This is a genomic window from Nocardiopsis sp. L17-MgMaSL7, assembly GCF_003182025.1.
Classification (GTDB): Bacteria; Actinomycetota; Actinomycetes; order Streptosporangiales; family Streptosporangiaceae; genus Nocardiopsis; species Nocardiopsis prasina.
In genome coordinates this window covers 235,501-260,434 of the sequence record NZ_QGTF01000005.1, presented here as the reverse complement: position 1 = coordinate 260,434, position 24,934 = coordinate 235,501, and the positions used below count along the sequence as shown (strand labels likewise).

Below are 24,934 nucleotides of genomic sequence, written 5' to 3'. Positions count from 1 at the left end.
CGGGAGCGGGCACGAGGCTCAACCTCTCGACAGTGGACGGTGGTACCGCCGGGACTCCGGCGGGGCGAGGTGCGGACCGCCACGCACACTGGTGGTATCGCCGACCTCCGGGACGACGGTTCCCGGGGTGCGGACAACGCATCCAGCATGCCAGAGTTCGCCCCCGTAGAGGGCCAGGCGCCGTGCCGGGAAGGGTGGGTGTGTCACGCCTTCGGACCCCGGTCGGCGTCTTGTTGTGAACAATCCGTCACTCTGGGTTCCCTTGTGTGGGCAGCATCGGGCCCGCACACCCGGACGTACCGGGCACGGTCGCGCCGGGCGCCGCTACGCTTCAAGCGGCAAGAACGAGCAACAGGGCTGCTGGGAGGCATCAGGTGCGTATCGCACGGTTCGCGGCCGGTGACGAGGTCGGGTTCGGCCTGGTCGAGACGGACACGGACAGCGGAGAGGAGTTCGTCGCCCGGCTGACGGGGCATCCGCTGCTGGGGGACATCAAGCTGACGGGTGAGCGGGCGAGGCTCTCCGACGTGCGCCTGCTGTCGCCGGTCCTGCCCACCAAGGTGGTCTGCATCGGCAAGAACTACGCCGACCACGTCGCGGAGATGAAGGATGTTACTGGGGAGTCCACCGACGAACCGGTGGTCTTCCTGAAGCCGTCCACGGCCGTCACGGGGCCGTACGACCCGGTGTTCTACCCCTCGGTCTCTGAGTGGGTCAGCTATGAGGGTGAGCTGGCCATCGTCATCTCCCGGCCCTGCCGCGAGGTGCCGCGTGAGCGCGTCAAGGACGTCATCTTCGGGTACACGGTGGCCAACGACGTCACCGCCCGCGACCTCCAGAAGACCGACAAGCAGTGGACGCGGGCCAAGGGCTTCGACTCCTTCTGTCCGATCGGGCCGTGGATCACCACCGGCCTGAGCATCGAGGAGGCCGAGGACCTCGCAGTCACCACGACCCTGGACGGAGAGGTCCGCCAGGATGGACGAACGTCACAGTTCATCCACGACATTCCGGGCATCATCTCCTACGTCTCCTCCTTCATGACGCTGCTCCCGGGCGACGTTGTCCTGACCGGAACACCGGCGGGAGTGGGCCCGGTCGAGGTCGGCCAGGAGGTCTCCGTCACTGTGGAGCGCCTGGGCACCATCACCAACAGGGTGGTCACCCGGGACTGATCCCCGGGGGCGGGCCCCGTCCCGACCCACCGTGCGCGGGGTCCGCCCCCGCGCACGGTCCCCGGCGGCGCACGCCGACCCACCGAGCGGAAGGACCGAACCCCTTGGCACCTCGACAGGCACCACGACCCGGTCTCGGCCGTCCCGCGAGGCTCGCGGGGGTCCTCACCCTGCTCCTGGCACTGGTGGGATCCGGCCTGTGGCTGGTCACCCGGGTCGGTCCGGGGGACCCCGACCCCACCGACGACCGCGCCCCGGGGGCCTGGATGGAGGAGCGGTCGCGGGTGCGCGTGATGCTCGCCGGGGACTCCATGACCCACGGCGCAGGCGGGGACCGGACCTGGCGCTTCCACCTGTGGAACCACCTCGACCCGCACGTGGAGAACCTGGACTTCGTCGGTCCGTACTCGGACCCCGCCACACCGGAGCAGATCATCCCGCCGGAGCTCTTCGGCGGTGACGAGGACGCCGAGCGCGACGCCGAGGGGGAGGGCGAACCCGGCGTCGGGCAGGGGGGCCACCTCGGAAGCCCCGAGGAACGGCGCGCGGAGCGCCCGTTCGAGGGTCCGGCCCCCGCGGAGGGCCTCGACCCCTCCGGGTTCCCGGACCTGCCGGACCCCTCCGGCGCCCCGGACGGCCGCACCTACCGCGACCCCGACTTCGACCAGGACCACAACGCCCGCTGGGGGCGCACCCTGGCTGACGCCCTCACCACCATCGGGGCCGACGTCGCCACTCACCAGCCGGACGTGCTGTGCGTCCTGATCGGCATCAACGACCTGCTCCACCCGATCACCGCCGAGGAGATGGAACAGCGGCTGCGCGCCTACGTCCAGGCGGCCCGCGAGTCCAACCCCCGGATCCGTGTCCTGTTCGCCGAGGCGCCGCCCATCACGCTGGCCGACAAGGACCAGGGCTTCGCCCTGCGCGTGTACGTCTACAACGAACTGGTCCGCTCCGTGGCCGCCGACACGGCCACCGAGGAGTCCCCGGTGGCCAGCTTCGACCTCGCGGGGGCCGAGTCCTGGGACCCCCACACCGACACCTACGACGGCACCCACCCCAACGACGGCGGTGAGATGAAGATCGCCGCCGGTTTCGCCGACGCCCTCTCCCGCGAGTTCGGCCTGGGCCCGGCCCACGCCCGTCCGCTGCCGATCCACCCCTGAGCCCGCACTGGGGCGCACCTCCCGGGCCCGTCCCCCTCTCCGAGACTTCCCACAGGTCATCCCGGGCCACGGATATCCTCGGAACCGTGACTGAGACTCCGATTCGTACCCGCTTCGCCCCGTCCCCCACGGGCATGTTCCACGTCGGCGGCGCACGCTCCGCCCTGTTCAACTGGGCGCTGGCCCAGCAGCAGCCGGAGGGCCGCATGGTCCTGCGCATCGAGGACACCGACGCCGCCCGCAACCGTCCCGAGTGGACCGACGGCATCATCCGCGCGATGTCCTGGATCGGCATCGACGCGAGCGACCCGCACTTCGAGGGCCCCTACTTCCAGTCGGCCTACGTCGAGAAACACCGCGAGACCGCGCAGGAGCTGTACCGCTCAGGCCGCGCCTACTACTGCGACTGCACCCGCGAACAGGTGCAGGAACGCCGCGACAACCCGAACCTGGGCTACGACGGCTTCTGCCGCGACCGCGGCCTGGAGCCGGGACCGGGCCGGGCGCTGCGCTTCCGCGTGCCCGAGGGCGGCCCCACGGTCGTGCGCGACCAGATCCGCGGCGACGTGGAGTTCGACCACGCCGCCATCGAGGACTTCGTGATCGCCCGCGCCGACGGCTCCCCGCTGTTCGTGCTCGCCAACGTGCTCGACGACGTCGAGATGCGGATCACGCACGTCATCCGCGGTGAGGAGCACCTGTCCAACACCCCCAAGCAGCAGCTGCTGTGGGAGGCCCTGGACCTCACCCCGCCCGTGTGGGCGCACCTGCCCGTCATCGTCAACGAGCAGCGCAAGAAGCTGTCCAAGCGCCGCGACAAGGTCGCCCTGGAGTCCTACCAGGAGGAGGGTTACCTGGCGGAGGCGATGGTCAACTACCTGATGCTGCTGGGCTGGGCTCCGGGTGAGGACCGCGAGATCATGCCGTGGTCGGAGATGATGCCGCTCTTCCGCGTCCAGGACGTCAACAGCTCCAGCGCGTTCTTCGACGAGAAGAAGCTGCGCGCGTTCAACGGCGAGTACATCCGCGCGCTGAGCGTCGAGGAGTTCGCCGAGCGCTGCCAGCCCTGGCTCACCGGTGAGGGCACCCCCTGGGACGCGGCCGACTACGACCCCGAGGTCTTCGCCGCCGTGGCTCCGCTGGCCCAGAGCCGCGTGGCCGTGCTCAGCGAGATCGTCCCCAACGTGGACTTCCTGTTCCTGAAGGAGCCCGCCGAGGACGAGAAGAGCTGGAAGAAGGCGATGAAGCCGGGCGTCGGCAAGGAGATGGTGGAGGCCGCCCTGGCGCGCTACGCCGACCCCGGGCTGGAGTGGACGGCCGACGCCCTCAAGACCGCCACCGAGGAGACCGGGGCGACGCTCGGACTGAAGCTGGGCAAGGCCCAGGCCCCGGTGCGCGTGGCCGTCACGGGACGGACGGTGGGCCTGCCGCTGTTCGAGTCCCTTGAGCTGCTGGGCCGCGAGCGGGTCCAGGCGCGCCTCGAGACGGCGCTGGAGCGCCTGCGCGCCGAGGAGAAGGACGCCGTCGACAACTGATCGGCACGGGGTGGCCGGGGACACGGCCGGCCGCCCCGTATTCGGTTCGCGAGCACTCCGAATGTCCGCTAGAGTTAAACACGTCGCCGAGGGGGACAGGGAAGCGAAAGCTACCGGGTCCTCCCAAAGCATTGGCCTATGGTGTAATCGGCAGCACGACTGATTCTGGTTCAGTTAGTCTAGGTTCGAGTCCTGGTAGGCCAGCGCATGACCACGGTTGTCCGTGGTCGGCACGGGTCTTGCGACCCAAGGTGCGCCCCCGTCGTCTAGTGGCCTAGGACGCCGCCCTCTCAAGGCGGTAACGGCGGTTCGAATCCGCTCGGGGGTACCAACGGCAGGAACTCTCCACTTGGTGGAGCGCTTCCTGTTGGGCCGGTGCTTGTCACCGGTGTCCGGTTCGCGTGGGTATCGTATCCTTACGGCTCACGCGCACCAGCGGTCCTCGCGATCGCGTAGGCCCCCGTCGTCTAGTGGCCTAGGACGCCGCCCTCTCAAGGCGGTAACGGCGGTTCGAATCCGCTCGGGGGTACCACGGAGAAGGCTCCATCCACTGGATGGGGCCTTCCGTCGTTTTCGGGGGTACCGCCCTGGTGGCCACGTGCTCGTCGGCGGTGTGTTCCCGGTGGCGCGACGCCTCGGCCACGGCCGTCCTCGGAGGGGCGACGGCGGTCCGACCGCCCCCTCGCGGGGCATCCGGAGGCGGAGGACGGCGCGGGCGCCGGGCGGCGGCTCAGCCGGTGTGGGCGGCGAGGAGATCCCGTTCCTCCTGGGGGCCGCCCGCGGTGAGCAGCATGGCCGTCAGCTGGTCGAGGAGCCAGTCCGCGAGTTCGTCACGGGTCATCTGCCGCTCCCGCAGCCAGGACATCACCGCGGTCTCCACCGCGGACACCCAGCAGCGCAGGGCCAGCAGCAGCCGGGGCGAGGGCTCGCTGACGCCGACCCGGTCCAGGATCAGGGTCCGTACGCCGTCTCGGACCCGGTCGATCTGGGCCTCGGTCTCCTCCGTGGAGATCACCGAACCCCCGTTGAGCAGGGCCGCGTAGGACGGGGCGTAGGAGTCCGCGAAGTCGACGAAGGTGCGCAGGGCCACCCGCAGCTGCTCGGCCGGAGGAAGGTCGTCGGGCGGGGCCAGCCGCGACATGAGCTCGGACATGGCCTGTTCGAGCGCGGCCCGGCGCAGCTCGGCCATGTTGGGGAAGTAGCGGTAGACCAGGGCCCGGGAGACGTCCGCCGCCTCGGCGACCTCCTCGGGGGTGACGTCGCCGGGCGGGCGCCGCGCGAACACGCGCAGCGCCGTCCGGATCAGGTCCGCCCGGCGTTCGTGTGGCGCCATACGGCGTGGCCGCCGCCCGGTACCCGGTCCGTCGACCGGGACCGCCGAACCCGTCACCCGCGCCTGGTGACGGTCGGCCCTGTGGGACACCACCGCTGTCGTAACCTCCCGAGCCCTCCGGCCCCTCCTCGTCGGGGCACCCCTTCCGAAACTACCGCCCCCGGGAACCGCTCACAGGTCCAGCACGAGCTGTGTGCCCTCGTCGGCGCGGGAGACGCACAGGGCGAACCCCGCGCCGCGGGGGGACCCGCCGGTGGGCCGGTCACGGTTGTGGGGCTCCCCGGACAGCAACCCCACCCGGCAGGTGCCGCAGAAGCCCTGGCGGCAGGAGTAGGCGGTCTCCGGTCGGGCCCGGAGCACCACGTCCAGGGCGGACTCGTCCTCCGGGACGGGGAGCACCGGCCCCGCGCGGCCCAACCGCACCTCGAACCGGCGTCCGTCGACGACGGGCGGCGGCGAGAAGCGTTCGGAGAAGAACGGGGTGCCCGGGGGCACCCGTCGCCGCAGCGCGTCGATCAGCGGGGCCGGTCCGCACACGTACACGGCCGTGCCCGGGCTGAGCCCGGCGAGGAGTTCGGCGGCGTCCGGGGGCCCGTACTCGTCGTCGGGGCGCACCGTCACGTCCGCGTCCCGGGACGGTGCGGGGAGCGTGTCCAGGAACGGCATGCTCTCCCGGCTCCGGCCGGTGTAGACGAACCGGAACGGGCGGCCGGCGGCGTGCGCGGCGCGGACCATCGGCAGAACCGGTGTGACGCCGATGCCGCCCGCCACGAAGAGGTACCGGTCGGCCCGTGCGAAGGGGAACGCGTTGCGCGGCCCGCGCAGCGTGAGAACGTCCCCCTCGGCGAGTGCGTGCGCCAGGCCCGAACCCGTGCCGCCGTCGATACGGCGCACCGCGATCCGGTAGGCGGAACGGTCCCGCGGGTCGCCGCACAGGGAGTACTGGCGCACCACACCGTCGCCGAGCACCACGTCCACGTGGTGGCCGGGCTGCCAGCGCGGCAGTGCGCCACCGGGGCGCGCGGGGACCAGGGTGAGGGCCGCCACGTCCCGAGCGGGTCGTTCCACGCGGGCGACCCGTACCGTCAGGTCCCCGGTGGGCGCGGGCGACCGTCGGCCGGGGCGCCAACGTGAGGTGAGCGGCTCGATCCGCGCGGCCACGCGCTCCAGGGCCAGCATGAACCGGTCGGGGTGCCCGCCACGGCCGAACAGGGACACCGGAGGGCGCGGGGCCGCGTACGACTCGGCGCTGTGCGCGGTTCTCCCGCCGCCCCGTTGCCAACCGTCCGCGTTCCAGTGGGGTGCGTTCGTCACTGTGCGCCCTCCCCGCCCGCGGCCTCCCGCTCAGTGGCCTCCCGCTCCGCGGCGTCGGCGGCCCGGGCGGCGGGGGAGACCGCAAGGTAGGCCACGGCCTGGCTGGTGGAACCGTAGTGCGAGGGGTGGTACCTGCGGCGCAGGTACTCGGGGATGGCCCGGGCCAGTTGGCCCAGACGCGGGATCAGGCCGCGCCTCCCGTCCCGTACGGCCCAGGAGGCCCTCGGCCGGCGCCCCCCGATCCTGCCCCTGAGGTAGGGGTCGTTGGCCACCAGGAACCGCACCCCGCGCACCCAGAGCGCGGCCAGCGCGAAGGCGGCCACCCCCATGGCGAGGGCGCGGCGCGGGTAACCGCCGTCCAGGTGTGCGTAGAGGTCGTGGGCGACCGCGCGGTGCTCCACCTCCTCCGCGCCGTGCCAGCGCAGCAGGTCCAGCATGGTGGGGTCGGTGCCGACCTCGTCCAGCTTCCGGGCGTCCAGCACCCACTGGCCCAGGACGGCCGTGTAGTGCTCGATCCCGGCGATCACCGCGAGCCGGGTCCGCAGCCAGGCGAACTCGCGGTCGCCGGACAGGTCGCGGTCGCCGAGCACCACCCGGAACATCCAGGCGATCTGCTCCACGTAGGGGCGCGGGTCCAGCCCGTGCGCGTCCATGTGGTCGAGGACGCCCGCGTGGGCCTCCGCGTGCACGGCCTCCTGGCCGATGAAGCCGAGCACCTGTCCGCGGAGTTCGTCGTCGGTGATGTGCGGAACGGCCTGCTTGAAGACCTCCACGAACCAGCGTTCCCCCTCCGGGAGCAGCAGGTGGAGGACGTTGATCACGTGGGTGGCGAAGGGTTCGCCGGGGATCCAGTGCAGGTCCAGCTCAGTCCAGTCGAACCGGACGTCGCGGGCGTGCAGCACGAGCCGGTCGGGCTCGTCCGCGCCGGACTCGACGGGTGTGGTGGGTGCGAGGGTGTCGTCACCGCTCATGGTCGGCCTCCGTGACGGGTCGAGGGGGTCGGAGAGGGGCAGGGGCGGGGGACGGCTCAGAGCGGCGGGGCCACACGGGCGTATCCGCGGACGGCGGCCGGGGAGATCCGGGAGAGGGCCAGTCCGATGTGCGCCTCGCTGGTGACCGGGACCATCTCCGGGTCGGACTCGACGGCGTCGGCGATCCGCCGGGCCGCCCTCTCCGGGGTGTAGCCGCGCAGCCGGTACAGCCGGTTGAGCCGGTCCTTGGTGCGGGAGACCTCGCCCAGGCCGGACACCCGGGCGCTGGAGACGATCCCGGTGTCGATCAGGCCCGGGCAGACCGCCGTGACGGACACCCCTCGGCCCGCGAGTTCGCCGCGCAGGGAGCGGCTGAGCGCCAGGACCGCGGCCTTGGTCGCCGAGTAGGCGCCGTACAGGCGTGAGGGCAGGTAGGAGGCAGCGGAGGCCGTGTTGACGATCCGGCCGCCGCCCCCGCTCTCCACCATCATGGGGGCGAACGCGCGGACCCCGTTGATCACGCCCCACAGGTTGACGTCCACGACGCGTTCGAGGTCCTCGGCGGTCGCCTCCAGGAAGGGTCCGGCCACGCCGATCCCGGCGTTGTTCACGACCATGTCGGGCGCCCCGTACTCCTCGCGCACCCACGAGGCGAGCCCGTCCATGGCGGCGGCGTCGGTGACGTCCACGCGCCGGGCGGCGGAGCCGGGGGTGACCAGGGAGCAGAGCGCGGCGGTGCGCTCGGCGGCGGGCCCGTTGACGTCGACGGCGACGATCCGCGCGCCGCGTTCGGCCAGCTCGAAGGCGAGACAGCGTCCGATGCCGCCACCCGCCCCGGTGATCACGGCGACCTGCCCGGCGAACGCGCCGCCGTGGCGGCGGGCCTGCTGGGCGGTGAGGTTGCGGACCGGGCGCGGCGCACCGGACTCGATCTCCGCCACGAACGCGCGGACGCGGCGGGCCACGGGAGCGGGACGGGAACGGAGTGACCAGTGTCCTCCGTGGAAGCGGTGGAAGCGGAAGTCGTCCGCCCAGCGCCCGGCGTTGGACTGGACCTGGTCGACCATGAACGCGTCGTGGGTGGGGGCCAGAGCCTGCACCGGCACGCCGGTGCGGCGCCCGGTGGGCCGGGTGAAGCGGCGGAGCATGTTGGCGCGGTACAGGGCCAACCCGTTGAGGTAGTCGCGGGTGGCGCGCCTGGCGGGCACGCGGGGGCCGCCGCCGACGCGTTCCAGAGCGGCCAGGGCCAGGCCGCCGATCCCGCTGAGCCAGGCGGCCTCGGGCAGTCCGGGGGTGCTGAGGAAACCGATGTAACTGGAGCGGACGGCTTGGCGCAGCACGTTCCGGACCCCGTCCGGGGCCTCCCGGAGCCAGTGGCCCGCGTGGTCGAGGTCGGGGCCGGAGAGGGAGGTGAAGGACGCGAAGCGGTGAGCGTGGGCGGGCTCGGTGACGGCGTGCCAGGTCTGGATGGAGCCCCAGTCGTGGGCGACCAGGTGCACGGGGTGGCCGGGGCTGACGGAGTCGACCACGGCGCGCAGGTCGTCGGCCAGCTGGCCCAGCAGGTAGCCGGTTCGGTCGTCGGGGGCGGTGGAACGCCCGGCGCCCCGGACGTCGTAGGTGACGACGTGGTGGTCGGCTGCCAGGTCGGCCGCGAGGGTGTCCCAGACGCTGGCGTTGTCGGGGTAGCCGTGGACCAGCACGAGGGTGGGCCCGGACGGGTCCCCGGCGGAGTAGACGGCCAAGCGCTGGCCGTCGGTGGCGGTGACGTGGCGGTGCGGTCGGGTGCTCATGCGGTCACGGTCTCCTCGCTGGTGTCGGTGGGGGTGGGGGACGTCCGTGCCCAGCGGCGGACGTGCGGCAGGTCGTCGTCCAGCCAGTGGGCGTCGTCCTCGGTGACGACGAGGATCTCCTCGAACTTCACCCCCATGTCGCGGAAGCCGATGTGGGGTTCGACCGCCCACATGCCGGGGGTGGCGGGGTGCGCCGAGACGTCTCCGTCGGCCCACAGCGGGGAGCGGTGGTGCATGCGTTCGACGAGGAGGTCACCGAAGAGGGTCTGGAGGGAGCGGACGCCGAAGCCCGCGACGATCGCCCGGGGCAGCCGCGACCCGACCTTCCCGACCTGGTGGGCGATGACCCGGCCCGGATAGATCCGGTGTCGGTTCTCGTAGCCCTGTTCGCGGATGAGGGCGTCCACGGCGCGGTAGACGTCCTGGAGGGTGTCGCCGGCGCGGACCCGACCCACGATCAGGTCCCGGTGCGCGCGCAGGTCGTCCATGAGGAGGTCGTGGAGGGGGTTCTCGCCCAGGTAACCGGAGTAGCCGATGTCGGCGACGTAGCCGTCCCGGACGGGGGCACAGTCGAGGATGAAGGGCATGCCCTCCTCCAGTCGGCGTCCGGTCGGGAAGAACTGGAGCGGGACGTGGAAGTTCCGGAAGGCGGTGCGGTCCCCGAACCAGGCGAAGGGGGTGTGGAACCAGTCCTGGACCCCGCGTTCCTCCAGGTGTTCGCGGATCCGCCGGGCGGCCTCGCGTTCGGTCACGCCGGGTTCGAGGGCGGCCGCCACGTCGCTGGCGGCCTGGTACGCGAGCTGTTGCAGCTCACGGAAGGCGTCGAACTCGGCCCGGGAGGCTGTGTCCCCGGTCACGTTCTTGTGAGACATTCCGTCATGTTAGACAGAGTGTCAATAAGAGTCCAGGGGCGGGGCCGGCACTTCGCCGTGTCGTGGCGCTGGCCTCACGGGGGCGCGAGAGGCGTGGCGCGGGCGCGGTCGCGCGGGCGGGGTGTCCGGGAACGACGGCGGCCGCGCCCGCCGGGGTTCGGCGGACGCGGCCACGGGTGCGTTCCTGGGGTGCGGGGGAGGGGCGGACGGGGCCTCCGGTCCGGGAGGGCGTGGTGCGGGGCGAGGTGTCCGGAGTCCGCTAGTGCGAGCCCTCGTAGGTGTGCAGCGACTCGCTGATCTTCTCGGCGGCGGAGACCACGGCCTGCGAGTGGATGCGGCCGGGGGACCGGGTCAGGCGCTCTATGGGGCCGGAGACCGACACCGCCGCGATCACGCGACCACCGGGTCCGGACACCGGGGCGGAGACCGAGGCCACGCCCTGCTCGCGCTCGGCGACGCTCTGGGCCCAGCGGCGGCGCCGCACCTGGGCGAGGCTGGCGGCGGTGAAGCGGGCCCCCACGAGCGAGCGGCGGATGCGGTCGGAGTCCTCCCAGGCCAGCAGGACCTGGGCGGCCGAACCGGCGTTCATGGGCAGTTCGCTGCCGACGGGGACGGTGTCGCGCAGGCCGCTGCTGCGTTCGGAGGCGGCCACGCACACGCGCAGGTCGCCCTGGCGGCGGTAGAGCTGGGCGCTCTCGCCGGTCAGGTCGCGCAGCTGGACCAGGACCGGTGCGGCCACGGCGAGCAGGCGGTCCTCGCCGGTGGCGATCGACAGCTCTCCCAGGCGCGGCCCGAGCACGAACCTGCCCTGGCTGTCCCTGGTGACCATGCGGTGCCGTTCCAGGGCGACGGCGAGACGGTGGGCGGTGGGGCGGGCCAGACCGGTGATCTGGACCAGCTGGGCCAGCGACGCGGGCCCCGACTCCAAAGCGTCGAGGACGGACATCGTCTTGTCCAGGACACCGACACCGCTGGATGAGCTAGAGTTGTCCATGGCTTGATATTGCCGTCTCGAAATATGGAATGCAAGTCGGCCGCACATCCGTGCGCGAGGCCAGCGGCCCTGGCGAAGCACCCCGTGACGAGGCGAGCACGAGACGCGACACACGAGAGGGGCGATCGCCCATGGCACGCACGATGGCCGAGAAGGTCTGGGAGGAGCACGTCGTCCGGCGTGCCGACGGCGAGCCGGACCTGCTCTACATCGACCTCCACCTCGTCCACGAGGTGACCAGTCCGCAGGCCTTCGAGGGTCTGCGACTGGCGGGTCGAGGCGTGCGCCGCCCGGACCTGACCATCGCGACCGAGGACCACAACGTCCCGACGATGGACCTCCTGGCCCCCATCGCCGACCCGGTCTCCCGCAAGCAGGTCGAGACCCTGCGCAAGAACTGCTCCGACTTCGGGGTGCGCCTGCACCCCATGGGCGACATCGACCAGGGCGTCGTGCACGTGGTCGGTCCCCAGCTCGGTCTCACCCAGCCGGGCATGACCGTGGTCTGCGGCGACAGCCACACCAGCACCCACGGCGCGTTCGGCGCCCTGGCCTTCGGTATCGGCACCAGCCAGGTCGAGCACGTCCTGGCCACCCAGACCCTGCCGATGCAGCCGTTCAGGACGATGGCCGTCACCGTCAACGGCACGCTCCGGCCCGGGGTGTCCGCCAAGGACATCATCCTCGCCGTGATCGCGAAGATCGGCACCGGCGGCGGTCAGGGCTACGTCATCGAGTACCGGGGCGAGGCCATCGAGGCCCTGTCCATGGAAGCGCGCATGACGGTGTGCAACATGTCCATCGAGGCGGGCGCCCGTGCCGGGATGATCGCTCCGGACCAGACCACCTTCGACTACGTCCAGGGCCGCCCGCACGCGCCCCAGGGCGCGGACTTCGACGCCGCCGTCGAGCACTGGAAGAGCCTGCGCACCGACGAGGGCGCGGAGTTCGACGCCGAGGTGGTCCTGGACGCCGACGAGCTCAGCCCGTTCGTCACCTGGGGCACCAACCCGGGTCAGGGCGTGCCGCTGGACGCCGAGGTGCCCGACCCCGCGTCCTACGAGGACCCCTCCGCGCGCGCTTCCGCCGAGAAGGCCCTGAAGTACATGGACCTCAAGGCCGGGACGCCGATGCGTGAGGTGAGCGTGGACACGGTCTTCCTCGGCTCGTGCACGAACGGCCGAATCGAGGACCTGCGCGCGGCCGCCGAGATCGTGCGCGGACGCAGGGTCGCCGACGGCGTCCGGATGCTCGTCGTGCCCGGTTCCATGCGGGTCAAGGAGCAGGCCAACGAGGAGGGCCTGGGGCAGGTCTTCCTGGACGCGGGCGCCGAGTGGCGCGAGGCGGGCTGCTCGATGTGCCTGGGCATGAACCCGGACCAGCTCAAGCCCGGTGAGCGCAGCGCCTCCACCTCCAACCGCAATTTCGAGGGGCGCCAGGGCCGGGGCGGCCGCACCCACCTCGTGTCGCCGCAGGTCGCCGCGGCCACCGCGGTGCGCGGCACCCTGTCCTCGCCCGCCGACCTGGACCCGCAGTAGTCCCCGACCCCGTCAGGAGAGTCCTCCCATGGAGAAGTTCGACGTCCACACCGGTCGGGCCGTCCCGCTGCGCGCCAGCAACGTCGACACCGACCAGATCATCCCCGCCGTCTACCTCAAGCGGGTCAGCCGCACGGGGTTCGAGGACGGCCTGTTCGCCGAGTGGCGCAAGTCCGACCCGGACTTCGTGCTCAACCGCCCCGAGTACGAGGGTGCGTCCGTCCTGGTGACCGGGCCGGACTTCGGTACCGGCTCCTCCCGTGAGCACGCCGTGTGGGCGCTCCAGGACTACGGCTTCAAGACCGTGCTGTCCTCGCGCTTCGCGGACATCTTCCGGGGCAACTCGCTCAAGGGCGGCCTGCTGACCGTCCTGCTGCCGCAGGAGGTCATCGACCGGCTGTGGGCGGCCGTTGAGGCCGACCCCGCCACCGAGGTCACGGTGGACCTGGTGGCGCGTGAGGTGCGCGCCCCGGGGGCGGACGTGCGGGAGCCGTTCGAGCTCGACGACTACACCCGCTGGCGTCTGCTGGAGGGTCTGGACGACATCGCCCTGACCCTCCGTCACACGGACGAGATCGGTGAGTTCGAGACCACGCGGGAGCCCTGGAAGCCCGTCACGCTCTAGTTCCGGAACGCCTCTCCGACACGGGATCGGGGGTCGCTGTGACTCAGCGCACCCCCGGTCCCGAATAATTTTACCTTTACTTGACGTGAGCGTTCGCTTACGGTCTTTGTGTCCTTAAGCGCGGCGCGCCCGGAGCCCGGAATCCGGTTATACGTAGGCTTTTGAGGCCCACAGAAGGGGGCAAAAGGGGCTGGTTCACCACCCCCTCCCCTTGCTCAACATCCGTCGCGGAGGGTGACCTCGCAGGTCGGAAGGGCCCCGACACGCCTTGCCCGTGGGCGTTTGTATTTGTGTAAGGGCCTCTGCTTCCCCTAATTTCGTGCGAGCAAGGGGGAACCGGAGGAACCTTATGAACAAGCGTGACCTGATCGACGCGATCTCCGACCGTCTCGGAGACAAGAAGACCGCGACCGAAGCGGTCAACGCTGTGCTTGAGACCATTCAGGCCACCGTGGCGTCGGGCGACAAGGTCGCCATCACGGGCTTCGGCGTTTTCGAGAAGTCCGAGCGTGCGGCTCGTACCGCCCGCAACCCCGCCACTGGCGCCACGATCAACGTCCCCGCGAGCTTCGTTCCGAAGTTCCGCGCTGGCGCTGACTTCAAGGCGCTCGTCAACGGCGACAAGAAGTAGTCTCGCCGCCGTCAGGCGGAGAGGCGTACCCGCCCGGGTTCCCGTCAGGGGACCCGGGCGGAGTGCTGTCCGGGGTGCGGGCCACCGTCCTCGGGACCGGGGCGACGCCGGGCCGCGTCGGGGGAGACCACCGGCGCGAGGTCCAGCAGGGCGCGGGTGCGGGGGCCCACACCCATCGCGGAGGCGGCCGCCAGGTCCTCGGGGGTGTCCACGTCCCGCCGGACCGACTCCACTCCCGGGACGGACAGTTCCCGGGCCCCACCGGCCAGGTGGCGCGCGCGTGAGGCCCCTTCGAAGGCCGGGGCCAGCAGTCTGCCGGGCGCCGCGGCGAGCAGGGTGGTCCCCACACCGGGTGTGTCAGCCAGGAACGACCGTTCGTGGCCGGAGGCGGCCGCCAGGACCCGCTCCAGCTCCTCCGCCCTCAGCGCGGGCAGGTCGGCGGAGAGCGCGCACACACCGAATCCCGGCAGTCTCCCGGCCGCGATACGCGCTCCGTGCTCCAAGGCGGGGTTCAGCCCCCCGCCCGGCTCACCGCCGACCACCACCGCGCCCAGCTCCGACAGTTCGGCGCGCGCACGGGGGTCCTCGGTCACCGCGAAGACCGCCGCCGTCGCCGCGCACGTCCGCGCGGCGGCCACCGTGTCGCAGGCGATCGCGAGCGCCAGCTCCTCCCGCCGCTCCCCGGCGGCCCGGGCCAGTCGTGTCTTGGCCATGCCGAGGTGCTTGACTGGGACGATCAGGGACCAGCGCACCCCGGCGCGCGGGGCCCCGTCGCGCTCTCCAAAGCCGGTCACGGTTCCCCCGGGACGTTGATACGGCCACGACAGTGACGAGGGTAGGCCTTCGGGGTACGGCGCGGCGCGGGCGCCCTGGGCGTGTCCGTCCGGGCCGGAAACGGCGTAACCCGGAACTTCGGGACACGTCCTAGACTGAGTCGGTTGAGCTTCCGTGGTCCGGACCGGGCCGGGAGCGAGAAGTGAGGAGTCCCCCGTGGCCAAGCAACGAGAATCGCGATGGGTCAAGTGGGTCGTGTCCCGCATCGTCCGGTTCGTCCTGTGGTTCGTGACCAAGCCCGAGTGGAAGGGCACCGAGCACGTGCCCGCCCAGGGCGGCGTGATCATCGCCGCCAACCACCTGTCGGTGACCGATCCCCTGACGGTCGCGCACTTCCTCTACATCGGTGCCCGCCGCTGGCCGACCTTCACGATGAAGGACGGGGTCATGAAGATCCCCGTGGTCCGCTCGGTGGCCAGGAGCACCGGCCAGATCCCGATCAAGCGCGGCAGCGCCGACGCGGTCAAGGCGCTGGGCGAGGCCGAGAAGGCGCTGGTCCAGGACGGCTCGTCGGTGATCTTCTACCCGGAGGGCACCTGCACCCGCGACCCCGAACTCTGGCCGATGACCGCCAGGAACGGCGTGGCCCGGCTGGCCCTGACCACCGGGGTCCCGGTCATCCCCGTCGCGCACTGGGGCGAGCAGAACATCCTTCCCTACGGTGAGAAGAAGCCGCGCCTGCTGCCCCCGCGCAAGCGCATCCAGTTCCACGCCGGTCCGGCGGTGGACCTGTCCGCCTTCCAGGACAAGCCGCTCACCGCGACCGTCCTGGACGGCGCCACCCGGGCGATCATGGCCGACATCACCGCGCTCCAGGCCGAGATCCGCGGCGAACAGCCGCCCGCCGAGCCCTTCGACTTCCGGAAGGCCCGCCAGCAGGAGGCCGAGGCCCGGCGCGCGGAGCGCGGGACCGAGGAGCCGGAGGACGCCCGGAGCGCCGACGCCGACACTGACAACGGGAAGAACAGCACGGGGGCATGACCGACCAGATGAGCGCTGACAACGTGAAGGTCGCGGTTCTGGGCAGCGGGTCCTGGGGGACCACGTTCGCCAACATCGTCGCCGACGCCGCGGACCTCGCGCGCAAGAACGGCGAGGGTCCCGTGGCCGAGGTGGTCCTGTGGGGGCGCCGGGCCGAGGTCGTCGACGCGATCAACGAGTCCTCGGAGAACCCGGAGTACTTCCCCGGGATCACGCTCAACGGGGGGCTGCGTGCCACCACGGACCCGGCCGAGGCGCTGACCGGCGCCCGGGTCGTGGTGCTGGCCGTCCCCTCGCAGACCCTGCGGCAGAACCTGGCCGCCTGGCGCGAGCACATCGCCGAGGACGCCGTGGTGGTCAGCCTCATGAAGGGCGTCGAGCTCGGCACCCTCATGCGGATGAGCCAGGTGGTCGGTGAGGTCCTGGATCTGCCCCGGGAGCGGATCGCCGTGGTGTCCGGTCCCAACCTGGCCCGCGAGATCATCGAGCGCCAGCCCGCCACCGCCGTGGTGGCGTGCCCGCACGAGGAGACGGCCGTCCTGCTCCAGGGGCTGTGCAAGTCCGCGTACTTCCGGCCGTACACCAGCACCGACCTGGTGGGCGTGGAGATCGGCGGCGCGATGAAGAACGTGATCGGCCTGGCCGTGGGCGTCGCCGAGGGCATGGGGTTCGGTGACAACACCAAGGCGTCGCTGATCACCCGGGGCCTGGCCGAGACCACCCGGCTGGCGGTCACCCTCGGCGCCGACGAGCACACCCTGTCCGGACTGGCCGGGATGGGTGACCTCGTGGCGACATGCTCGTCCCCGCTGTCGCGGAACCGGACCTTCGGTGAGAAACTGGGCGCGGGCAAGACCCTCGAACAGGTCATCGCCGAGACCAGGCAGACGGCCGAGGGGGTCAAGTCCTCCGAGTCGATCCTGGAACTCGGGTGGACCCACGGGGTCGACATGCCGATCACCGAGTCCGTCGTCAAGATGATGCACCACGACATGAGTCCGGCCCAGGCGCTGCTGGCGTTCATGTCACGCAGCACCAAGCCGGAACGCTACGGGGTCTGAGAGCGAGCACGATGACACACACACCCGGTCCTGGGAGCGCGGGGGAGCATACGCGGGCGGTCCGGGCCCCGGCGGCCCCGGTCCCCACCGAGCGCCCCATGCGGATGCCCGTCCACCGAGCCACCACCTACGCGTTCGACACCTCGCAGGGGTTCGCCGACGTGCTGGCCGGTACGCGCGACGGCTACTCCTACGCCCGCATCGACAGCCCCACCGTGGACGCCTTCGCGGACGCGGTCGCGGCGCTGGAGGGCGCGGGGCTCCCGGACCGGGTGCGCGGCCAGGCCTTCGCCTCCGGGATGGCGGCCATCAGCACCGTGCTGCTCGCCCTCACCGAGTCGGGCGCGCACGTGGTGGCCTCCCGCTCGATCTACGGCAACACGTACTCGCTGCTGGACCGGCTGATGCGCCGGTTCGGTGTCCGCACGGACTTCGTGGACATCACCGACCTGGACGCCGTCGAGGCGGCGGTCACCCCCGAGACCCGGGTGGTGTTCACCGAGACCCTGTCCAACCCGTCCATGACCGTCTCCGACCTCCCCGGGCTGGCACGGATCGCGCGCGAGGTGGGCGCCGCCCTGGTGGTGGACTCCACGTTCGCCTCCCCGGCGGTCTGCCGCCCGCTGGAGTTCGGCGCGGACGTCGTCGTGCACTCGGCCACCAAGTACCTGGGCGGCCACAGCGACACCACCGGCGGCGTGGCGGTGGCCGCGCCCGACCTCATCGACCGCGTCCGCTCGGCCCGGATCGACCTCGGGCCGTGCCTGGCCCCGGACGAGGCCTACCTGCTGCACCGTGGCCTGGAGACCCTGCCGCTGCGGGTCGAGCGCCAGTGCGCGACCGCGGCCGCCTTCGCCGCCGCCCTGGAGGGGCACCCCCTCGTGGAGCGGGTCGACCACCCGTCGCTGCCCTCGCACCCCGGCCACGCGCTCGCGGGGAAGCTCTTCGACCAGGGCCGCCACGGCGCCGTGGTCACCGTCCACCCGCGTGGCGGCCGGGACGAGGGCATGGCCTTCGCCGACCGGCTGAGGGTGGCCACCATCGCCGCCTCCCTCGGCGGCACGCACACGCTGGCCGGGCACGTGGCCTCGACCTCGCACCGGAACATGAGCGGGGCCGAGCTGGCGGCAGCCGGTGTCTCGCCGGGCGCGGTGCGGTTCTCCATCGGCCTGGAGGACCCCCAGGACCTCATCGAGGACGCCCTCGCGGCGCTCGACGGGGGAAAGTGACACACGGGCGGTTTTCGCCCGTACCGGATTCATCAGCAGGCGAGATAGGGTCAGGCAGCATGTCGTCCGAGCAGCGCAAGATTCGGGTCGCCGTCGTCTTCGGCGGTCGTAGTTCCGAGCACGAGATCTCCTGCGTCACGGCGGGCAGCGTCCTGTCCGTCATCGACCAGGACCGTTACGAGGTCGTCCCGGTGGGGATCACGCCCACCGGCAACTGGGTCCTGACCTCCGGCGACCCCGAGAGCCTGCGCATCGACGCGGCGACCAAGGCCCTGCCGACCGTCTCGGAGGAGGGCGTCGAGATCGCGCTGCCCTTCGACGCGGCGGGTCAGCTCATGACCGTCAGCCCCAACGAGGGCACGCAGCGGCTGGCCGAGGTCGACGTGGTCCTGCCGCTGCTGCACGGGCCCTTCGGCGAGGACGGCACCATCCAGGGTCTCTTCGAGATGATGGGTGTGCGCTACGCGGGCGCCGGGGTGTTCTCCAGCGCCGCCGCCATGGACAAGGTCTTCATGAAGGCCCTGCTGGTCGGCAACTCCATCCCCACCAGCGACTACGTCGCCATCACCGAGCGCAGCTGGCGGACCGAGCGCAAGAAGGTCTTGGACGACGTCGCGGAGCTGGGCCGGACGGTGTTCGTCAAGCCCGCCCGTGCCGGGAGCAGCGTCGGCATCAGCAAGGTGAGCGACGCCTCGGACACCGACGCCGTGATCGCCGCCGTCGAGGCCGCCCGCGAGCACGACCCCAAGGTGCTGGTGGAGGCACAGGTCATCGGCCGCGAGATCGAGTGCGGCGTGCTGGAGTCCGAGGACGGCGGCACCCCCGACGTCTCCTTCCCCGCCGAGGTGCACGTGGCGGAGGGCTTCGACTTCTACGACTTCGAGGCCAAGTACCTGTCCACCAGCGGCCTGACCATCCCCGCCGAGATCCCGGAGGAGGCCACCGCCCGTCTGCGCGCGATGGCCGCCGACGTCTTCGAGGCCATGGGCTGCGAGGGCCTGGCCCGGGTGGACTTCTTCTACACCGAGGACGGGCGGATCCTCGTCAACGAGCTCAACACGATGCCCGGCTTCACGCCGTCGTCGGCCTTCCCGCAGATGTGGGGCGCCACCGGCCTGGACTACGCCGCGCTCGTGGAACGCATGATCACCACGGCGCTGCGCCGCAGCCCCGGTCTGCGCTGACCGCACGGAGACACGGAGGAGGGGGCGGGCGACCGGTGGGTCGCCCGCCCCCTCCGGCGTTCACGGGGGCCGTCAGGGGTGTCCCGGGGGCTGAGGCGCCCCCTGGGGTCCCTGCGGCTGCTCGGGCGGGGGCGAGTGGGGGTGCGGAGGAGTGCGCGGGTCCTGGGGAGGCTGGGAGCCCTGGGGCGTGGCGGGCAGCAGCTCACGCGCGAGGATGGTGCCGCCAGCCGTCGCCGCGGGGAACACCGCCACGGCGACGAAAGGGATCGCCAGCAGGAAGTACGTGGGGACCGCGAAGCCCAGCACGCGCCAGCGCCGGGTGCCCATGAAGTGGCGGCGGTCGCGGACCAGGAGCAGACCACGGCGGTCGAAGGCGCTCGCGGTGAGCTCCACGCCCAGCAGCCACCCGCCCATCACGGCGGTCAGCACCGGTCCGATCATCCAGCCCACCAGCGGGATCAGTCCCAGCAGGAACGCGCCCACGGTCACCAGGAGGGAGACCAGCACGATCCCCACGGACTGGCGGATCGAGCGGACCAGCCCGGCGGCCAGGGACTCCTCCGGGGCCTCCGGCGCCCCGCCCAGCTCCTGTTCGACCAGCTCGGCGATCTTGTCGTAGATCGGCGCGCCCAGGCCCAGGGTGACCGTCGTGAACGCCACCACCATGACCAGGACCGCCCCGGCGAGCAGACCCACGGACAGGGCGCCGCGCAGCAGGCCCTGCCAGACGGTGTCCCACTCCCGGGCGAAGGGCGTCGCCCACGCCACCAGGTCCGTCAGGTTCACCGCCAACGTGACCAGCGCCGCCAGGAACAGCAGCGACGTGATCAGGGCGGGCAGCGCGCCCAACAGGAACAGGCGTGGTCTGCGGAGCACGATCGCCAGACCGCGCAGCAGAACGCCGAAACCACCGAAGACCTCACGTACGGGATTCACGGGCGAACACTAGCGCTCCCAGACCGACCGGTACCACCCAGGCCGTGCGAGCAGCTCCTCGTGGGTCCCCGACTGGAGCACCCGGCCGTCGCGGACCACGTAGACGCGGTCCACCCGGTCCAGGCCGGTGAGGTCATGGGTGATGAGCAGGGTGGAGAACCCCTCGGCGGCGTCGAGCAGGTCGGCCACCACCGCGTCGCGGGTGTCCGGGTCCAGGTGCGCGGTCGGCTCGTCCAGCACGAGCACGCGCGGTGCGGCGAGCACGGCCCGCGCCAGCGCCAGCCGCTGCCGCATCCCGCCGCTCAGCCCCGTGCCGTGCGAACCCACCTGGGTGTCCAGCCCCTTGGGCATCGCCTCGACCTCACCGGCCAGGCGCGCCCCACGGAGCGCCGCCCACAGTTCGTCGTCCCCGGCCTCCGGCCTGGCCAGCCGCAGGTTCTCCCGGAGCGTGGAGGCGAACACGTGCGGGTCCTGCGGAACCCCGGAGACCACACGGCGGACCTCGTCGGCCGGGTAGTCGGTGATGTCCACGCCGCCGATCTCCACGCGGCCGCCGTCCGGGTCCATGAAGCGCAGCAACACGGAGGCGAGCGTGCTCTTGCCCGCGCCGCTCGGGCCCACCACCGCCACCGTCGCCCCGGCGGGGATCTCCAGGTCCACCCCGTCCAGCGCCCACGGTTCCTCGGGGCCGTACCGCACGCGCAGGCCGCGCACCCGCACGGTGGCGTCGGCCGCCGGGTCGATCTCCCACCCCTCCCGCGTGGGCGGCGCGACCCCGGGCGGCGTGTCGAGGACACCGAGCAGCCGCTCGCCGCTGGCCCGGATCGAGCCCAGCCGCGCCGCGACGGCGGGCAGCGGGGCCACGATCTCGAAGGCGGCCAGCGTGGTCAGCACCAGCACCGCCAGCGCCGTCGGGCCGATCATCCCGTCGTCCACGGCCAGCACGCCCAGGAACAGGGCGCCCCACACGGTCAGCCCGGTGATCAGGGCGTTGGCCCCGGCGCTCAGTCCGAGGGTCGCGGCGTCGCGCCGGGCCACCCGCGTGAGCTCGGCGTCGGCCTCGTTCACCCGGGCCACCTGACGCTCCATCGCCCCGTAGGCGACCAGGTCCGGGGCGCCCTGGAGGGTGTCCACCAGGGTCGTGGAGAGGCCTCCGCGCGCCCGGGCCTCCCGCCGTCCCGGCCCGCGGCCCAGTGCGGCGGCGGCCAGCGGAACCGCGAGCCCGGCGAGCAGCAGCCCCGCCGCCAGCAGCAGGCCCCCGGGGACGTACACCACGGTCAGGACCAGCACCGTGGCACCACCGGTGACCACCGACACCAAGGGCGGCGTCAGCCCGCGCACCAGTAGGTCGAGGGTGGCCTCGGTGTCGTTGACCAGGCGCGACACCAGGTCGCCGGCGCGGAAGCGCCCGAACGGCTCGGTCCGGGCCAGCCGCTCGTACACCCGGACCCGCACCTCGGCCAGGGTTCGGAAAGCCGCGTCGTGGGTGACCAGGCGCTCCAGGTAGCGGGTCACGCCCTTGCTCACGCCCAGCGCCCGGGTGGCGACCACGGCGACGCTCAGCGCGGTGATGGAGGGGTGGTTGGCCGCGGTGGCCAGCATCCAGGCGGCCACGCCCAGCAGGGCCACGCCCGAACCGGTGGCGGCGGCGCCGAGCAGCACGCCCAGAGCGAACCGCGCGCTCCGGGGCCGGGCCAGTCCGATCATCCGGCGCAGGGGGTCCCGGCGCCGTTCCCGCTCTCCGACCTCCCGCGGGTCGGTGGCGGCGGTCGTCTCGGCGCTCATCGGCGGGCCTCCCGGGTCGGCAGCGGAAGCGCGGTGGTCCTGAGGTTCGCGCCGAGCGCGGACTCGGCCCACCCGGTGTCGTGGGCGACGATCACGGCGGTACGCCCCTCCAACAGGCGGGCCACCGCGGTGCGCACGGCCCCGGCGTTCTCGGGGTCCAGGTGCGCGGTGGGCTCGTCCAGCAGCACCAGCGGCGCGTCCCGGCACATCGCCCGGGCCAGGGCGATTCGCTGCCGCTGCCCGGCGGACAGGCGCGCGCCCCGTTCGCCCAGCCGGGTCCCGTACCCCTCGGGGAGGGCGGACACGAACGCGTCGGCCTCGGCCATCCGCGCCGCCTCCCGCACCCGGTCCATGTCGGCGTCGGGTGCGCCCAGCCGGATGTTGTCGGCGACGGACACGTCGAACAGGTAGGGGTGCTGGGGCACCCAGGCGACGCCCAGACGCCAGTCGTCGGCGGGCACCTCGTCCATCGGGGTCCACCGCCCGCCGGGAGCCCGCACGCTGATCCGCCCCTCCGTGGGTTCTCCGAGCCGCAGCAGGAGGGACAGCAGGGTGGTCTTGCCCGAGCCGCTGGGCCCGGTGAGCAGCAGGTGCTCACCGGAGCGGACGGTCAGGTCCAGCCCGGCCAGGGCGGGCACCTCACGGCCCGGGTAGAGCAGACCCACCCCCTCGAAGCGGATGTCACCCGAGGCGGCGGCTGCGGGGACCCCGGTCGGTGCCGGGGCCCGCCGCTCCTCGCCGTCGCCGACCCGACCACCCGTCCCGCGCTCGCGGTCGAGTTCGGTGAAGACCTGGTCGGCGGCGGCCACGCCCTCCATGCTCGCGTGGAACCGGGCGCCCACCTCTCGCAGCGGCAGGTAGGCCTCGGGCGCGAGGATCAGGACCAGGAGGGCGGTCTGGTAGTCCATGTGCCCGCCGAGCAGGCGCAGTCCCACCTCGACCGCGACCAGCGCGACCGCCAGGGTGGCCAGCAACTCCAGGGCGAAGGCCGACAGGAACGCGATCCGCAGCGTCCCCATGGTCGCGGCCCGGTGGTCGTCGCCGACCCTCCGGATGAGGGCGGCCTGCGCCTTGGCGCGGCGGAAGACCGCCAGGGTCGGCAGTCCCTCCACCACGTCGAGGAAGTGCCCGCCCAACCGGCTCAGCAGCCGCCACTGGCGCTCGGTGCGCTGCTGGGTGTGCATACCGATCAGCGCCATGAAGATCGGGATGAGCGGCAGGGTCACCAGGATGACGATCCCGGAGATCCAGTCCGCCCAGAACACGACCGCCAGCACCGCGAACGGCACGATGCAGGCCAGGACGAGTTGGGGCAGGTACCGGGAGAAGTACTCGTCGAGGGCGTCCAGGCCGCGGGTGGCGAGGGTGACGAGTTCCCCGGCCCGGGGCGAGCCGTCCTCCCGGTCGCCGCCCTCGGCCAGCCACACCCTGCCCGATCCGGTCACGTGGGAGACCAGTTGGCGCCGCAGCTGCGACTTCGTGCGTGCGGCGCTGTGCAGGGCGGACGCCTCGGCGAGATAGGACAGCAGGGCGCGGATGATCGCCACCGCGGCCACGGCGGCGATCATCCAGCCCAGTACGTCCATGCCCTCACCGGCCCACACCCCCGTGATGACCCGGGCCAGCAGCCAGGCCTGGGCGAGGATGAGGCCGGTGATCAGCACGCCGCTGACCACGGTGACGGCCAGGTGCGTCCGGACCGCGCCCGCGGTGCGCACCAGACGTGGGTCGAGCGGTTTCATGTGCGTGGAACCTCGTGGCGTCGGGGCCCGGCCGGAGCGGTGAGGCCGATGGGGCGGATGAGTCGGGGACGCGGGATTCTGTGCGGTCCGGACCAGTATCCAGGGAGGTCGCCGGTCGCGCCGTACCCCGCCCTCCGGGGCGATGCGGAGGGGGGAGGGTACGGCGCTGGGGAACGCGGCCGGTCAGGTGGCCCGTTCCGGTTCGTTCCCGGTCGGTGTGGTGATGGGGCCGCCGATCTGCTCGCCGGTGACCCGCTTGCGGAAGACCCAGTAGCTCCAGGACTGGTAGCCGATCACCAGCGGCAGGAACACCAGGGCCACCCACGACATCACGGTGAGCGTGTAGTCGGCGGACGAGGCGTTCTCGACGGTGAGGCTGAAGGCCGCGTCGGTGGTGGACGGGAGCACGTCCGGGAACAGCGACCCGAACAGCGCGGTCACTGCGGTCAGGATGGTCACCGCGGTGGCCAGGAACGACCAGCCCTCACGGCGGTACCAGGCCGCGACCACTCCGGCCACCAGGGCCAGGGCGGCGATCAGCACGAGCGGCAGCGTCCACGGCTTGCCGTAGGCCAACTGGGTCCACAGCAGGAACACGGCTCCCGCGGGCACGGCCACGCAGGCGGTGACCAGGGTGGCGCGGCGGGCGCGGACCCTCACCGGCCCGTCGGTCTTGAGGGTCAGGAACACGGCGCCGTGCAGGGTGAACAGCGACAGCGTCGTCAGCCCCCCGAGCAGGGCGTACGGGTTGAGCAGGTCCAGCAGGGACGCGGTGACGATGTGGTCGGAGTCCATCGCCACGCCCCGGACGATGTTCGCGAAGGCCACGCCCCACAGGAAGGCGGGGACGGAGCTGCCGAAGAAGATGGCCCGGTCCCACCAGTCCTGCCAGCGCGGGTCGTCGCGCTTGCCCCGGTACTCGAAGGCCACGCCGCGCAGGATGAGCGCGATGAGGATCAGGAACAGCGGTACGTAGAACCCGCTGAACAGGGACGCGTACCAGGCGGGGAAGGCGGCGAACATGGCGCCGCCCGCCGTGAGCAGCCACACCTCGTTGGCGTCCCAGACCGGGCCGATCGAGTTGATGGCGACCCGGCGGTCCACGGAGTTGCGCCTGCCCATGAAGGGCAGCAGGGTGCCCACTCCGAAGTCGAATCCCTCCAGGACGAAGTACCCGATCCACAGGACGGCGATGGCGACGAACCAGATGACGGCCAGTTCCATGGTCGTTGGCT

At 72.3% G+C, this 24,934-nt stretch carries 21 protein-coding genes and 3 tRNA genes; 13 read left to right on the top strand and 11 right to left on the bottom strand.

Annotation, left to right across the window (positions count from 1 at the left end; translation table 11 throughout):
- The first annotated feature begins 374 nt into the window (after window positions 1-374).
- The 6 genes from BDW27_RS11090 (at window position 375) to BDW27_RS11065 (ending at window position 4,411) form a co-directional block, all read left to right on the top strand.
- Window positions 375-1,175, top strand: a complete 801-nt coding sequence (locus BDW27_RS11090; protein ID WP_017545913.1) for a fumarylacetoacetate hydrolase family protein — start codon at window positions 375-377, stop codon at window positions 1,173-1,175.
- A gap of 104 nt (window positions 1,176-1,279) precedes the next feature.
- Entirely contained in the window at window positions 1,280-2,344 is a 1,065-nt protein-coding gene (locus tag BDW27_RS11085) for a GDSL-type esterase/lipase family protein (RefSeq protein WP_199560616.1), read from the top strand.
- A gap of 86 nt (window positions 2,345-2,430) precedes the next feature.
- Entirely contained in the window at window positions 2,431-3,879 is a 1,449-nt protein-coding gene (gene gltX / locus BDW27_RS11080) for a glutamate--tRNA ligase (protein ID WP_083927574.1), read from the top strand.
- 132 nt (window positions 3,880-4,011) lie between these two features.
- Window positions 4,012-4,083 (top strand) — tRNA-Gln (locus BDW27_RS11075).
- Window positions 4,084-4,134: 51 nt separating this feature from the next.
- A tRNA-Glu gene (locus BDW27_RS11070) sits at window positions 4,135-4,210 on the top strand.
- A 125-nt stretch (window positions 4,211-4,335) separates the two neighbouring features.
- Window positions 4,336-4,411 (top strand) — tRNA-Glu (locus BDW27_RS11065).
- Window positions 4,412-4,609: 198 nt separating this feature from the next.
- Here the strand turns inward: BDW27_RS11065 and BDW27_RS11060 are convergent.
- From BDW27_RS11060 to BDW27_RS11035, 6 genes are all read right to left on the bottom strand, one after another.
- On the bottom strand, window positions 4,610-5,212 hold the full coding sequence (locus tag BDW27_RS11060; RefSeq protein WP_110049320.1) for a TetR/AcrR family transcriptional regulator: 603 nt from the start codon (window positions 5,210-5,212) through the stop codon (window positions 4,610-4,612).
- Between the two features lie 171 nt (window positions 5,213-5,383).
- On the bottom strand, window positions 5,384-6,526 hold the full coding sequence (locus BDW27_RS11055) for a PDR/VanB family oxidoreductase (protein ID WP_199560615.1): 1,143 nt from the start codon (window positions 6,524-6,526) through the stop codon (window positions 5,384-5,386).
- Entirely contained in the window at window positions 6,523-7,497 is a 975-nt protein-coding gene (locus tag BDW27_RS11050; protein WP_110049238.1) for a metal-dependent hydrolase, read from the bottom strand. The genes BDW27_RS11055 and BDW27_RS11050 overlap by 4 nt, the downstream gene beginning before the upstream one ends.
- 56 nt (window positions 7,498-7,553) lie before the next feature.
- Window positions 7,554-9,287: an SDR family oxidoreductase gene (locus BDW27_RS11045; protein ID WP_110049237.1), complete on the bottom strand. Its 1,734-nt coding sequence runs from the start codon at window positions 9,285-9,287 to the stop codon at window positions 7,554-7,556.
- On the bottom strand, window positions 9,284-10,159 hold the full coding sequence (locus BDW27_RS11040) for a M24 family metallopeptidase (RefSeq protein WP_110049236.1): 876 nt from the start codon (window positions 10,157-10,159) through the stop codon (window positions 9,284-9,286). The genes BDW27_RS11045 and BDW27_RS11040 overlap by 4 nt, the downstream gene beginning before the upstream one ends.
- Window positions 10,160-10,418: 259 nt before the next feature.
- Complete coding sequence (locus tag BDW27_RS11035; RefSeq protein WP_017545921.1) at window positions 10,419-11,105, bottom strand: IclR family transcriptional regulator; 687 nt, start codon at window positions 11,103-11,105, stop codon at window positions 10,419-10,421.
- Window positions 11,106-11,284: 179 nt separating this feature from the next.
- Here BDW27_RS11035 and leuC point away from each other — a divergent pair, with 179 nt between their 5' ends.
- The 3 genes from leuC to BDW27_RS11020 all read left to right on the top strand — a co-directional run bounded on the left by leuC (window position 11,285) and on the right by BDW27_RS11020 (window position 13,947).
- On the top strand, window positions 11,285-12,691 hold the full coding sequence (gene leuC / locus BDW27_RS11030; RefSeq protein WP_017545922.1) for a 3-isopropylmalate dehydratase large subunit: 1,407 nt from the start codon (window positions 11,285-11,287) through the stop codon (window positions 12,689-12,691).
- Window positions 12,692-12,719: 28 nt separating this feature from the next.
- A complete protein-coding gene (gene leuD, locus BDW27_RS11025) occupies window positions 12,720-13,316 on the top strand; it encodes a 3-isopropylmalate dehydratase small subunit (protein WP_017545923.1) in 597 nt (198 codons plus the stop codon).
- A gap of 349 nt (window positions 13,317-13,665) precedes the next feature.
- Window positions 13,666-13,947 carry an HU family DNA-binding protein gene (locus BDW27_RS11020; RefSeq protein ID WP_014910144.1) on the top strand — a complete coding sequence of 94 codons (282 nt, stop codon included), beginning with the start codon at window positions 13,666-13,668 and terminating at the stop codon, window positions 13,945-13,947.
- 44 nt (window positions 13,948-13,991) lie between these two features.
- Here the strand turns inward: BDW27_RS11020 and cofC are convergent, their stop codons facing one another.
- The gene (gene cofC, locus BDW27_RS11015) at window positions 13,992-14,699 is read right to left on the bottom strand and encodes a 2-phospho-L-lactate guanylyltransferase (protein WP_017545924.1); all 708 of its coding nucleotides are present in this window, start codon (window positions 14,697-14,699) and stop codon (window positions 13,992-13,994) included.
- Window positions 14,700-14,937: 238 nt separating this feature from the next.
- On the opposite strand from cofC, the gene BDW27_RS11010 reads away from it, so the two are divergent.
- From BDW27_RS11010 to BDW27_RS10995, 4 genes are read left to right on the top strand one after another with little or no spacing between them, the layout of a single operon-like run.
- Window positions 14,938-15,762 (top strand): 1-acyl-sn-glycerol-3-phosphate acyltransferase, encoded by an 825-nt coding sequence (locus BDW27_RS11010; protein ID WP_017545925.1) that lies wholly within the window; start codon window positions 14,938-14,940, stop codon window positions 15,760-15,762.
- Window positions 15,759-16,823, top strand: a complete 1,065-nt coding sequence (locus tag BDW27_RS11005) for an NAD(P)H-dependent glycerol-3-phosphate dehydrogenase (RefSeq protein ID WP_199560614.1) — start codon at window positions 15,759-15,761, stop codon at window positions 16,821-16,823. Before BDW27_RS11010 ends, BDW27_RS11005 begins: the two co-directional genes overlap by 4 nt.
- A gap of 11 nt (window positions 16,824-16,834) precedes the next feature.
- Window positions 16,835-18,052, top strand: coding sequence for a PLP-dependent aspartate aminotransferase family protein (locus tag BDW27_RS11000; protein ID WP_110049235.1), 1,218 nt, complete (start codon window positions 16,835-16,837; stop codon window positions 18,050-18,052).
- A gap of 59 nt (window positions 18,053-18,111) precedes the next feature.
- Window positions 18,112-19,236, top strand: coding sequence for a D-alanine--D-alanine ligase family protein (locus BDW27_RS10995; protein ID WP_017545928.1), 1,125 nt, complete (start codon window positions 18,112-18,114; stop codon window positions 19,234-19,236).
- Between the two features lie 72 nt (window positions 19,237-19,308).
- On the opposite strand, the gene BDW27_RS10990 is transcribed toward BDW27_RS10995, so the two are convergent.
- The 4 genes from BDW27_RS10990 to cydB form a co-directional block, all read right to left on the bottom strand.
- Window positions 19,309-20,172: an EI24 domain-containing protein gene (locus tag BDW27_RS10990; protein ID WP_110049234.1), complete on the bottom strand. Its 864-nt coding sequence runs from the start codon at window positions 20,170-20,172 to the stop codon at window positions 19,309-19,311.
- A 9-nt stretch (window positions 20,173-20,181) separates the two neighbouring features.
- Window positions 20,182-21,957: a thiol reductant ABC exporter subunit CydC gene (gene cydC / locus BDW27_RS10985; protein WP_110049233.1), complete on the bottom strand. Its 1,776-nt coding sequence runs from the start codon at window positions 21,955-21,957 to the stop codon at window positions 20,182-20,184.
- Entirely contained in the window at window positions 21,954-23,699 is a 1,746-nt protein-coding gene (gene cydD, locus BDW27_RS10980) for a thiol reductant ABC exporter subunit CydD (protein ID WP_110049232.1), read from the bottom strand. The genes cydC and cydD overlap by 4 nt, the downstream gene beginning before the upstream one ends.
- A 183-nt stretch (window positions 23,700-23,882) precedes the next feature.
- Window positions 23,883-24,923, bottom strand: a complete 1,041-nt coding sequence (gene cydB / locus BDW27_RS10975; RefSeq protein ID WP_110049231.1) for a cytochrome d ubiquinol oxidase subunit II — start codon at window positions 24,921-24,923, stop codon at window positions 23,883-23,885.
- Window positions 24,924-24,934 lie beyond the last annotated feature (11 nt).